Source organism: Streptomyces sp. URMC 127, from assembly GCF_051386535.1.
In the GTDB taxonomy this organism is placed as follows: domain Bacteria; phylum Actinomycetota; class Actinomycetes; order Streptomycetales; family Streptomycetaceae; genus Streptomyces.
Genome location: NZ_JBPQTW010000211.1, coordinates 1 through 11,719 on the forward strand (window position 1 = coordinate 1; position 11,719 = coordinate 11,719).

Below are 11,719 nucleotides of genomic sequence, written 5' to 3' on the forward strand. Positions count from 1 at the left end.
CCCGGCGACGCGGCGGGGGCGCCCTGGGGGCTGGGGCGGGACTGATCAGCGTGTGGCACGGCGGTGAGCGTACCGGGCGCACCCGCCCCGTCGCGAAGCGAGGGGCGTCCCGGGCCGCGGTTCCCGGGATCGGGAGTGATGGTCGTCACGGCCGGCCCCCGGCTCACTCGTCGTCGTAGCTCACCGGCAGCCGGGGCGGCTGGGTGCCGGACGGGGGTACCTGCAGGGTCTTCAGGGCGAACTCCATCACCTGCTTGTAGACGGGTCCGCAGATCTGGCCGCCGAAGTAACTGCCCTTGGTGGGGTTCTGGATGGCGCAGTAGACGGTGACGCGCGGCTGGTCGGCGGGGGCGAAGCCGGCGAAGGAGGCGGTGTAGCCGTGGTAGCGCCCGGTCTGCGGGTCCACCCGGTTGGAGGTGCCGGTCTTCCCCGCGACGCGGTAGCCGGGGATCCGGGCCTTCGTGCCGGTGCCCTCGCGGTCGTCGACGACGGATTCGAGCATCGTGGCGAGCTCGCGGGCGGTGCGGTCGCTGATGACCCGGGTGCGCTCGGGGACGGGCGCGGGCGTGAAGCGGCCGTCGGGGCCCTTGGTGCCGCGGACGAGGGTGGGCCGGATGCGCTCGCCGCCGTTGGCGATCGTGGAGTAGACCGAGGCGGCCTGGACGGCGTTGAGCGAGAGGCCCTGGCCGAAGGGGATGGTGTACTGCCGGGAGCCCTGCCACTTGGCGGGCGGGGCGAGGATGCCGGGCGTCTCGCCGGGGAAGCCCAGGCCGGTGGGCTCGCCGATGCCGAACTTCCGCAGGTACGAGTGGAGGACCTCGTTGGCCTCGGCCTGGTCCTTGCCCAGCTGCTCGGCGGCGAGGATGGTGCCGATGTTGCTGGACTTGGCGAGCACGCCGTTGAGCGTCAGGTGCCACGTGGGGTGGTCGACGTCGTCGGCGAAGGAGCGGTCGGCGCGCGGCAGCCGGTTGGGCACCTCGACGTGGGTCGTGGGGCCGGCCGCGCCCTCCTCCAGGACCGCCGCCATGGTCATCACCTTGCTGACGCTGCCGGGCTCGTAGGCGTCCTGCAGGGCGGCGTTGCCGAGGGCGGCGCGGTCGGCGTGGGCGAGGTCGTTGGGGTCGTAGCCGGGGGCGTTGGCCATGGCGAGGATCTCGCCGGTGCGGTTGTCCTGCACGACCACGTAGCCGCGGTCGGCCGCGGACTCCTGCACCTGGCGGGTGATGGCGCTCTGGGCGGCCCACTGGATGTCCCGGTCGATGGTCAGCTCGATGTCGGAGCCGGGCACGGCGGGCTGTTCCTTGACGTCCCCGGTGGGCACCTGGCGGCCGCCGGACTGGGCGTAGACGAGCTTGCCGTCCCGGCCGGCCAGGACGCGGTCGAACTGGGCCTCGACCCCGCCGCCGCCGCGGCCCTCCGCGTTCACGAAGCCCAGTATCCCGGCCGCGAGGCCGCCGTTGGGGTAGACGCGCTTGCTGTGCGGTTCTCTGTTGACCCCGGCGAGGACGTCGGCGCCCTCCTTGCGCTGCGCCCGGGCGGCGGCCTCCTTCTTGAGCTCCTTGATCTTGTTCCAGACCCGGGGCGGCTGCCGACGGGCGAGGACGACGTACTTGGACTTGGGGTTGGCGGTGAGCTTCTGCTCCAGGACGGCGGGGCGCTCGCCGAGGACGGGCGCGAGCAGGGCCGCGGCGCGGCGCGCGGCGCCGTCGGCCTTGATGCGCTCGGGGGTCAGCAGGTCGGGCGCGGCGGTGATGTCGTAGGCGTCGACGGTGGTGGCGAGGTCCACCCCGGAGCGGTCGGTGATGGTGCCGCGCTCTGCCGCCAGGGTGACCGGAATGTAGCGGTTGACGTTGGCGCGGGCCGCGTAGGCGCTCGCGTCGAAGGCCTGCACCTGCAGCAGCCGGACGGTGAAGACGAGCAGGACGAGCGTGAGACCGAGGCCGACCACCCCGACCTCCGGCAGGTGACGCTGTGCCGCAGAACCCCGGGGGCCGGCGGGTGCGGGCGCGCGGTAGGCCACCGTGCCGTCGCCGGCGGGGGACGGCTGGCCGCGGACCGTGCCGTCGGGGCTGAGGAAGGCGGGGTTGCCGCCGGGGACCATGCCGAGCTCGCGGGCGCGGCGCTCCAGGGCGTCGGGCGCGGCGAGCTGGTCGACCTCCTGCTGGAGGGCCTGCTGCTCGTCGGTGAGCTCGGTGGTCTTGCGCTGGAGGCGGGAGAGTTCGAAGGAGCCCTGGTTGAGGGCGGAGTTGAGCAGCAGGAGCGAGATCAGGCCGGAGCCGAGCAGCACCACGACGAGCAGGACGAAGGGGGTGCGCCTGGCCCCGGCGGGCCCCACCAGGCGGCCCAGCCGGCTGCCCCGGCGGGCGGCCGGCGTCACGGGATGTCCTCGCGGATGCGCTCGGCGCCGCGCAGCCGCGCGGGGGCGGCCCGCCGGTTCTCGGCGACCTCTTCCTCGGTGGGCAGTTCGGCGCCGCGGGTGAGCAGCTTCAGGCGGGGCTGGTAGCGCTCGGGGACGACGGGCAGGCCGGGCGGCGCGGTGCTGGTGGCGCCGGCGGCGAAGACCTGCTTGACGATGCGGTCCTCCAGGGACTGGTAGGACAGCACGGCGATGCGGCCGCCGACGGCGAGCGCGGCGACGGCGGCGGGGATCGCCGCCTCGACGCTCGCGAGCTCGGCGTTGACCTCGATGCGCAGGGCCTGGAAGGTGCGCTTGGCGGGGTTGCCGCCGTGCCGCTTGGCGGCCTGGGGCAGCGCCTCGCGGATGACGTCCACGAGCCGGGCACTGTTGGTGAAGGGCTCCTTCGCCCGCTCGCGGACGATCGCGGAGACGATCCGCTTGGCCTGCTTCTCCTCGCCGTAGGCGCGCAGGATGCGCACCAGCTCGCCGGGGGCGTACGTGTTGAGGACCTCGGCGGCGCTGATGCCGGTCGTCTGGTCCATGCGCATGTCCAGCGGGGCGTCCTGGGCGTAGGCGAAGCCGCGGTCGGCCTCGTCCAGCTGCATGGAGGAGACGCCGAGGTCGAACAGGACGCCCTGGACCTTGGGGATGCCGAGCCGCTCCAGGACGTCCGGCAGCTCGTGGTAGACGGCCCGGACGAGCGTGGCGCGCTCCCCGTAGGGCTTCAGGCGCTCGCCGGCGAGCTCCAGGGCGGTGGGGTCGCGGTCGAGGGCGACGAGCCGGGCCTCGGGGAAGGTCTTGAGCAGCGCCTCGCTGTGCCCGCCGGCGCCCAGGGTGCAGTCGACCACGACCGCGCCGGGCTCGGTGAGAGCGGGAGCGAGCATGTCCAGGCAGCGCTGGAGCATGACGGGGACGTGTCGCGCGTTGCTGCTCATGCGCCCTTCTGAGTTCGGGGTGCCCCGGAGCGCGCACGGGCGGTCCGTATCCCCGGGTCCCCGCCCGCTCCAAGGGGAAGCGGCCTGCCCGGCACCGGGGAAGGGGCGCCGGACGACCGGGGAGCGGGAGGAGGCCGAGGGGTACGTCCGCGTCGCACGCGTGCGGGCTTTTTCGGTGTCCAGGGGGAGCGTCAGGCCTCCCACTTCGCGCCACTTTAGTCCACTCGTCCCCCCGGTCAACCAACCGGCCAGCGCGTCCCCGGCCGGGCGCGGCGCGGCCGCCCGGCACCCGGGACGGCGGCGGGATCTTGGCGGGATCCGGGCCCCGGGGGCCTGCGTTCACCCGGACGGCGGGGGTGCCGCCACTCGTGTGGCTTACCTCACACAGACACTTATGGGCGGGATTCTGTGGTTCCCGTAACGGGCCCGGGCGGCCGCCGCCGACTACGGTCGTTCATATGCCGATACCCGCGTCCCAGCCGGCGCCTCAGAGCTCCGAAAGCACCCGGCCGCAGACGGTCACGGACCGTCTCGTTCAGGCCAATGCCGAGTACGCCGCCCGCTTCACCGACCCGGGGATGGACGCCCGTCCGGTCCTGAAGGTCGCCGTCGTCGCCTGTATGGACGCCAGGCTCGACCTGCACGCCGCCCTGGGCCTGGAGCTCGGTGACTGCCACACCATCCGCAACGCCGGCGGCGTCGTCACCGACGACATCATCCGCTCGCTGACCATCAGCCAGCGCGCCCTCGGCACCCGCTCCGTCGTCCTGATCCACCACACGGGATGCGGCCTGCTCACCCTGACCGAGGACTTCCGCCACGAAATCGAGGCCGAGGTCGGGCAGCGCCCGGCGTGGGCGGTGGAGGCCTTCAAGGACTTGGACCAGGATGTCCGGCAGTCCATGCAGCGCGTCCGGACCTCGCCGTTCCTGCCCCACACCGACGACGTCCGGGGTTTCGTCTTCGACGTGACGACCGGCCTGCTGCGCGAGATCGACCCGCAGCACTGATTGTCCACAGGCGGTGACGCGGCGCCGCGCGGGCGGCCAGAATGCGGAGAGGACGCCGCCCCCGTGTGACGCGCGGGGCGCGGTGTCCGTATTCCGGGGCGGGTGCCGGTCCGTGGCCCACGGACCGCACGCCCGCAGGACGGGCCGAGGAGGGCCGGGTGACGACCTATGACGAGCGAGCCAGCCTGAGCAGTCTGACCGCCACGGCGGAGCGGATCCGCCGGGCGGTCGAAGGCGTGATCGAGGGCAAGCCCGAGGTCGTACGGCTCTGCCTGACCGTGCTGCTGGCCGAGGGCCACCTGCTGATCGAGGACGTGCCGGGCGTGGGCAAGACGATGCTCGCCAAGGCCCTGGCCCGGTCGGTCGACTGCTCGGTGCGGCGCATCCAGTTCACGCCCGACCTCCTCCCGTCGGACATCACGGGCGTGAGCGTCTTCGACCAGCAGCGGCGCGACTTCGAGTTCAAGCCGGGCGCGGTCTTCGCCCAGATCGTCATCGGCGACGAGATCAACCGCGCCTCGCCCAAGACCCAGTCGGCGCTGCTGGAGTCCATGGAGGAGCGCCAGGTCACCGTCGACGGGCACACCTACGAGCTGCCGAGCCCCTTCATGGTGGTGGCCACGCAGAACCCCGTCGAGATGGAGGGCACGTATCCGCTGCCCGAGGCCCAGCGCGACCGCTTCATGGCGCGGGTCTCCATGGGCTATCCGAGCCCCGAGGCCGAGCTGCGGATGCTGGACGCGCACGGCTGCTCCGGCCGCTCCGACCAGGCCTCCCCGCTGGACGACCTGCAGCCCGTCGCCCACGCCCACGAGGTCGTCAAGCTCGTCGAGGCGGTCCGCACGGTCCACGTGGCCGACCCCGTGCGGCGCTACGCCGTCGACCTCGTCACCGCCACCCGCCACCACCCCGACCTCAGGCTGGGCGCGTCCCCGCGGGCGACGCTGCACCTGGTGCGGGCCGCCCGGGCCGCGGCCGCCCTCGCGGGCCGCGAGTTCGTCCTGCCGGACGACGTCCAGGCGCTGGCGCCGGCCGTCCTCGCCCACCGGCTGCTGCCCACGGCCCAGGCCCAGCTGGGCCGGCGCAGCGCCGAGCAGGCCGTGCTCGACATCCTCCAGCGCACCCCCGTGCCGGACCCCTCGGCGCAGGCGTGGCGGCAGGCGCGGCGGCTGTGACCGGCCCGGGGGACGGCGCGGGCCCCGGCCCCGGGGGACGGCCCGGGGACGGCAGCGGCCTGTGGGCGGCGCTGGGCGGGCTGACCACCCGCGGGCGCTCCTTCCTTGCGGCCGGCATCGCGGCGGCCGTGTGCTCCTACGTGCTCGGGCAGGCCGATCTGCTGCGGGTCGGGCTGTTACTGGCCGTGCTGCCCCTGCTGTGCGTGGTGGCGCTGCACCGCACCCGCCACCGCGTCACGGGCAGCCGCCGCCTCACGCCCGCGCGGATCCCCGTCACCGCCGAGGCCCGCGTCCAGCTGCGGGTCGACAACGTCTCCCGGATCCCCACCGGTCTGCTGATGCTCCAGGACCGGGTGCCGTACGTGCTGGGCCCGCGCCCCCGCTTCGTGGTGGACCGGATCGAGCCCGGCGGCCGCCGCGAGGTCTCCTACCGCGTCCGCTCCGACCTGCGCGGCCGCTATCCCCTGGGCCCGCTGCAGCTGCGGCTGACGGACCCCTTCGGCATGTGCGAGCTGTCCCGCGGCTTCAGCACGCACGACACGCTCACGGTCGTGCCGCACACCGAGCCGCTGCCCCCCGTCCGCCCGGGCGGCGCGGGCCCGGGCCACGGCGACGGCCTGCGCCGCTCCCCCGCCCTGGCCGGCGAGGACGACGTCATCCCCCGCGGCTACCGCCACGGCGACGACCTGCGCCGGGTCCACTGGCGCTCCACCGCCCGCCACGGCGAGCTCATGGTCCGCCGCGAGGAGCAGCCGCGCCGGGCCCGCTGCACCGTCCTGCTGGACACCCGCCGCGCCGCCTACGAGGGCGCGGGGCCGGGCGCGCCCTTCGAGTGGGCGGTCTCCGGGGCCGCCTCCGTCGCGGTCCACCTGCTGGAGCAGGGCTTCTCCGTGCGGCTGCTCACCGACACCGGCAGCGCGGTCCCGGGGCCGCAGGGCCCCGGCGGCGGTGCCCTCTCCCCCAACGACCCGGCGGAGGCGGCGGGCCTGCTGCTGGAGGCCCTCGCGGAGGCGGAGCACTCGCAGGGCACGTGCCTGTCCCCCGCGCTGGGCGCCCTGCGCGGCGGCGAGGGGCTGCTCGTGGCCTTCCTCGGCGGGCTGGACGAGGAGCAGACGGCCCTGGCCGCCCGCATGCGCGGGCGCGGCAGCGCGGCCGTCGCCTTCGTCCTGGATCCTGCCGCCTGGCGGCAGGATCCGGATCCCCGGGCGCGCGGCGCGGCCGAGCAGCGGCTGCGGGCGCTGCGCGAAGCGGGCTGGACGGCGCTGCCGGCCGGGCCCGGGGCCTCGCTGCCCGAGCTGTGGCAGCTCGCCGGCGGCCCCGGCCCCGCGGCGCCCGCGCCGTTCTCCGGCCCCTTGGGGGCCGGCACGGCGGGAGGCCCGGGGTGACGGGGCAGGCGCGGCTGACGGTGAGCGCCGCGGTGGCCGCGCTCGCCGCCTCCTGCGCGATGCTCCCCCTGGTCGACAAGACCACGTGGATACTGCAGGCCGCCTTCCTGCTGACCCTCCAGAGCACGGCCGGCGCCCTCGCCCGCCGCGTGCCGCTGGCCCGGCCGGTGACCGTGGCCGTGCAGGCGCTGACCGGGCTGCTGCTGCTCACCGTGGCCTTCGCGGGCGAGCAGGCGATCGCCGGGCTGCTGCCGGGCCCCGAGGCCTTCCACGAGTTCGGGCAGCTGGTGCAGGAGGGCGCCGAGGACGTCGGGCGGTACGCGATCCCCGCCCCGGCGACGGCCGGCATCCGGCTGCTGCTCGTCGGCGGAGTACTGGTCGTCGGCCTCGCGGTGGACGCCGTGGCGGTGACGTACCGCAGCGCCGCCCCCGCCGGGCTGCCGCTCCTCGCGCTGTACTCGGTGGCCGCCGGGCTCGGCCAGGGCGTCCACGGCTCGCTGTGGTTCCTGGCGGCGGCGAGCGGCTATCTGCTGCTGCTCCTCGCGGAGGGGCGGGAGCGGCTCGCCGAGTGGGGCCGCGTCCTCAGCGGCCGCCGGACGGCCCCGCCCGCCCCGGGGCCCGCCATGACCGCGGGCGGCGGCCGCCTCGCCCGCATCCGCACGGGCCGGCGCATCGCGGCGCTGGCCCTCGGCATCGCCCTGGCCGTGCCGGCCGCGCTGCCCGCGATGCGCGGCGGGCTCTTCGAGCCCGCGGCCCGGGGTGCCGCCCCGGGCGCCGGCTCCGGCGGCACCACCTCCGTCAAGCCGCTCGTCGCCCTCCAGGACAGCCTCAACCAGCCGGAGAACCGCGAGCTGCTGCGCCTGCGCTCCTCCACCGAGAACACCCGGGACCTGTACCTGCGCATCGTCGCCCTCGACCGCTTCGACGGCGCCGCCTGGCAGACCACCGAGCGCCGCCTCACGGAGCTGCCCGCGGTCCTGCCCGCCCCGGCGGGCCTCGCCGCCGGGATCCGCACGACGCGGATCGACACCTCCCTCACCGCCTCCGACGGCTACGCCCAGAACTACCTGCCGCTGCCCTACCCCGCCGAGGAGGTGCGCACCGAGGGCCGCTGGCGCTACGAGCCGGAGGGGCGGGTCCTGGCGGGCGAGCGCGGCCAGACCACCCGGGGGATCCGCTATCAGGTCTCCAGCCTGCAGGTGGAGCCCACCGCCGCCCAGCTCGCCGGGGCCCCCGCGCCCCCGGAGGAGATCCTGCGCGACTACACCCGGGTGCCGCCGTCGCTGCCGCCGGTCGTGGCCCGGACGGCCCGGAAGGTGACGGCGGGCTCGGCCAGCGCCTACCAGCAGGCGGTCATGCTGCAGGACTGGTTCTCCGTCGGCGGGGGCTTCCAGTACGACACGCAGGTGGCGTCGGGCACCGGCACCGAGGCCATCGCCCGCTTCCTGGCGGCGAAACGGGGCTTTTGCATCCACTTCTCCTTCTCGATGGCGGCGATGGCCCGCACGCTGGGCATCCCCGCGCGCGTGGCGGTCGGCTTCATGCCGGGCACCCCCACGGCGGACGGCTCGGTGTCGGTCGGCTCCAAGGACGCCCACGCCTGGCCCGAGCTGTACTTCGAGGGCGTCGGCTGGACGCGCTTCGAGCCGACGCCCAGCCGCGGCACCACGCCCGAGTACACGGTCGCGGAGCCCTCGCCGGGCGCCGAGCCCGGCGGGGTGCCCGCCCCGCTGCCGGACCGGACGGTCGTCCCCCCGTCGGCGCCGAAGGGCACCGACGCCTGCCCGCCCGCGCAGAAGAAGCTCGGCGAGTGCCGCTCCCCCGCCCTGCCCGCCGAGGGGGCGGGGCCGGGCTCCGGCGGTCCGTCGGCGGGCACGGTCGCGGCCGCCGCGGTGGCCGCGCTGGCCGTCCTGGGGCTGCCCGCGCTGCCCGCGCTGTGGCGCAGGCGGGTGCGCGCGCGCAGGCTCGGCGGGCCGGGCGGCTCCGCCGAGCACACCCTGGCCGCCTGGCGCGAACTGACGGACTCCGCCTGGGACTACGGCATCCCGCCCGACGACTCCCGCTCCCCGCGCGGCGCCGCCGACCGCATCGTCGCCGCCGGCGCCCTCAAGGGAGCCGCCGCCGACTCCGCGGGCAGGGTGGCCGCCGCGGTCGAGCAGGTGCTGTACGCACCCCGGCCCCGGCCGGTGCCGGGGCTCGCGGAGGACGTCGCGTGCGTACGGGCCGGGCTGCGCGCGGCCGCGGGCCGGGGCGCCCGGCTGCGCGCCGTGCTGCTGCCGCGCTCGTCCGCGCGGCTGCTGTGGAGCCTCGCGCGGCACCGCTCGGCGGCCGCCCGGTGGATCCGGAGCCTCCGGCTCAGGGTCTCGCCGCGAGGCTGAAGGGCACGCCGGGAACACAGATATGGCGTGGGGTCAGGAGACCTGCTCCCGACCCCACGCCATGGAAGAGAATGTGTGCACGCTGTGCACGGTGTGCACAGAAGGACTCTGCGGGCTCAGTGGCCCTGTTCGTCGCGGCGGCGCTGCCAGCGCTGCTCGATGCGGTCCATCATGCTGCGGCGCGGGCGCATCTGGCCTCGGCCGGCCGGCTGCCCCGCAGGGCCCGTCCCCCGCTGCGCACCGGCCCGCGGCGCCTTGCGCCAGCCCGTGACGGCCAGGGCCGCACAGCCCAGCATGACGAGGAAGCCGACCACACTGATCCAGTACTGCCCCTGAATCATGACGCCGGTCATCAAGAGCGCGATACCCACCAGAAACCCGGCGACCGCCTGGTAGACCCGTCGCCGGGTGTACGTGCGCAGGCCGCTGCCCTCGAGCGCTGTCGCGAACTTGGGATCTTCGGCGTACAGCGCTCGCTCCATCTGCTCGAGCATGCGCTGCTCGTGCTCCGAGAGCGGCACGGAGTCCTCCTACTCGTCGGTCGCGGGGGGCGACCGGGTGCGACCCTTTCAGGATAGGCAGGGAATCGCCCCCGTGAAACCCGCCCCTCTGCGCCAATCCGCCCACCGGTGTCCGTGTGGCGACCGGTGGCGTCGGGACGTACATTCCCGGTTCGCCGATCGGCCATGCCGGACGGTGTCCCCCGATCATACGGGGCGAACCGGCTGATCGGGTGGCCTGTGACCTACAGCGCGCGATCAGCCACGCTCGGCCAGGACGTGCAGTTGGGTGGCCACCGAGTGGAAGGCCGGCAGCGCCGCCGCGGCCGCCTCCAGCTTCGCGAGCGCCTCGCGCGCCCCCGGCTCCGCGTCGAGCAGGACGCCCGGGACCAGGTCGGAGAAGACGCGGACGCCGTGCACGGAGCCGACCTGCAGGCCCTCCGCCGTGACGAGCTCCGAGAGCTGCTCGGCGGTGAACCGGCGCGGCACCGGGTCGCCCGCGCCCCAGTGCCCGGCGGGGTCGTCGAGGACCTGGCGGGCCTCGGTGAAGTGCCCGGCGAGCGCGCGGGCGAGGACGGCGCCGCCCAGGCCCGCGGCCAGCAGGCTGAGCGTGCCCGCGGGGCGCAGCGCCTCGATCACGTTGCGCACGCCCTGGGCGGGGTCGTCCACGTACTCCAGGACGCCGTGGCAGAGCACGACGTCGTAGGAGCCGCGCTCCACCACCTCGAAGAGGCCGGAGGCGTCGCCCTGGACGCCGCGGACCCGCTCGGCGACGCCGGCCTCGGCGGCCCGGCGCTCCAGCGCGAAGAGGGCGTTGGGGCTGGGGTCGACCACGGTGACGCGGTGGCCCAGGGCGGCCAGCGGCACCGCGAACTTGCCGGAGCCGCCGCCGGTGTCGAGCACGTCCAGCACGCCGCCGGCCGGGGCGGCGGCCTTCACCCGGCGGTCCAGGGCGTCGCGCAGGACCTCCCAGACCACGGCGGTACGCAGGGAGGCCCGGGGGCGCAGCGGGTCTGACACGGCGGATGGCTCCTCGGCGGTGGCACGGCTGACGAAGGTGTCCGCCCCAGCCTAATGCGCCCGCGCCGGGCGGCGGCCGACGCGGTGGGCGAGCGCGCCGCGGCGCCCGTCCCGGGGCCCGGCGCGGCGGGTGCGGCCTGCGCGAATGCCCGTGCGGCCACGCGGGGTTGACGCGGGCGCGGGGGCGGCCGGGCGGGCAGGGAGAATCACTGGCATGGACAGCAGCAGCACGCGCCGTCAGAACACCCGGCGGAAGCTCTTCGCCGCCGCGGTGACCCTCATCGCCGAACAGGGCTTCTCCTCCACCACGGTGGACGAGATAGCGGAACGGGCCGGGGTGGCCAAGGGCACCGTCTACTACAACTTCGGGAGCAAGACCGATCTGTTCGAGGAGCTGCTGCGGCACGGGATGGAGCTGCTGACCACGTCGCTGCGGGCGGCGGCCGAGGAGGCGGCCGAGCGCGGCGGCGGCCGGGCCGGCGCCCTGGACGCGATGATCCGTGCGGGGCTGGACTTCGTCGCCCGCCACCCCTCGATGGCCCAGCTCTACGTCGCCGAGCTGTGGCGGACCAACCGGGCCTGGCAGCCGACGCTGACGCGGGTGCGGCAGCAGGCGGTCGAGGTGATCGAGTCGGTGTTAAGGGAGACGGCCGCAGACGGCGACCCGGTGGCGGAGACCGACATTCCGCTGACGGCGTCGGCGGTGTTCGGGATGGTGCTGGTGGCCGCGCTGGACTGGCAGTCCTTCCAGCCGGAGCGGTCCGCCGACGATGTGCACGCGGCGCTCTCGCGCCTGCTGCAGGGCCGCCTGAACGGGGCCGTCCGCTAGCTCCCGGCTCCCTGCGGCAACGGCCCCGGCGCGGGCCGATCCCCCTCGGCCTGCACCGGAGCCGCTTCCCCCGTCGTTCCCCCGTACCC

At 75.6% G+C, this 11,719-nt stretch carries 8 protein-coding genes and 2 pseudogenes; 5 read left to right on the plus strand and 5 right to left on the minus strand.

The genetic code is table 11. The annotated features are described in order from the left end of the window. Window positions 1-163 precede the first annotated feature (163 nt). From ACSNOH_RS28765 to rsmH, 3 genes and pseudogenes are all read right to left on the minus strand, one after another. Window positions 164-2,141 (minus strand): annotated as a pseudogene (locus ACSNOH_RS28765) (peptidoglycan D,D-transpeptidase FtsI family protein); the annotation flags it as partial. A gap of 5 nt (window positions 2,142-2,146) precedes the next feature. Next, window positions 2,147-2,377: pseudogene (locus ACSNOH_RS28770) on the minus strand (cell division protein FtsL); the annotation flags it as partial. Next, window positions 2,374-3,333, minus strand: a complete 960-nt coding sequence (gene rsmH, locus ACSNOH_RS28775) for a 16S rRNA (cytosine(1402)-N(4))-methyltransferase RsmH (RefSeq protein ID WP_436724363.1) — start codon at window positions 3,331-3,333, stop codon at window positions 2,374-2,376. The pseudogene ACSNOH_RS28770 and the gene rsmH, both read right to left, overlap by 4 nt. A gap of 458 nt (window positions 3,334-3,791) precedes the next feature. On the opposite strand from rsmH, the gene ACSNOH_RS28780 reads away from it, so the two are divergent. The 4 genes from ACSNOH_RS28780 (at window position 3,792) to ACSNOH_RS28795 (ending at window position 9,281) form a co-directional block, all read left to right on the plus strand. Continuing rightward, a complete protein-coding gene (locus ACSNOH_RS28780; RefSeq protein ID WP_436724364.1) occupies window positions 3,792-4,343 on the plus strand; it encodes a beta-class carbonic anhydrase in 552 nt (183 codons plus the stop codon). Window positions 4,344-4,501: 158 nt separating this feature from the next. After that, window positions 4,502-5,518 carry an AAA family ATPase gene (locus ACSNOH_RS28785; protein WP_436724365.1) on the plus strand — a complete coding sequence of 339 codons (1,017 nt, stop codon included), beginning with the start codon at window positions 4,502-4,504 and terminating at the stop codon, window positions 5,516-5,518. Continuing rightward, window positions 5,515-6,903, plus strand: a complete 1,389-nt coding sequence (locus ACSNOH_RS28790) for a DUF58 domain-containing protein (protein WP_436724366.1) — start codon at window positions 5,515-5,517, stop codon at window positions 6,901-6,903. Before ACSNOH_RS28785 ends, ACSNOH_RS28790 begins: the two co-directional genes overlap by 4 nt. Continuing rightward, window positions 6,900-9,281 carry a transglutaminaseTgpA domain-containing protein gene (locus ACSNOH_RS28795; RefSeq protein ID WP_436724367.1) on the plus strand — a complete coding sequence of 794 codons (2,382 nt, stop codon included), beginning with the start codon at window positions 6,900-6,902 and terminating at the stop codon, window positions 9,279-9,281. Before ACSNOH_RS28790 ends, ACSNOH_RS28795 begins: the two co-directional genes overlap by 4 nt. Window positions 9,282-9,397: 116 nt before the next feature. Here the strand turns inward: ACSNOH_RS28795 and ACSNOH_RS28800 are convergent, their stop codons facing one another. Together ACSNOH_RS28800 and ACSNOH_RS28805 are read right to left on the minus strand one after the other, a co-directional pair. Then, complete coding sequence (locus tag ACSNOH_RS28800) at window positions 9,398-9,802, minus strand: DUF3040 domain-containing protein (protein WP_436724368.1); 405 nt, start codon at window positions 9,800-9,802, stop codon at window positions 9,398-9,400. A gap of 237 nt (window positions 9,803-10,039) precedes the next feature. Then, window positions 10,040-10,801: a methyltransferase gene (locus tag ACSNOH_RS28805; protein ID WP_436724369.1), complete on the minus strand. Its 762-nt coding sequence runs from the start codon at window positions 10,799-10,801 to the stop codon at window positions 10,040-10,042. Between the two features lie 214 nt (window positions 10,802-11,015). Here ACSNOH_RS28805 and ACSNOH_RS28810 point away from each other — a divergent pair, with 214 nt between their 5' ends. Further along, window positions 11,016-11,630, plus strand: a complete 615-nt coding sequence (locus tag ACSNOH_RS28810) for a TetR/AcrR family transcriptional regulator (RefSeq protein ID WP_436724370.1) — start codon at window positions 11,016-11,018, stop codon at window positions 11,628-11,630. The last annotated feature ends 89 nt before the right edge of the window (window positions 11,631-11,719 follow it).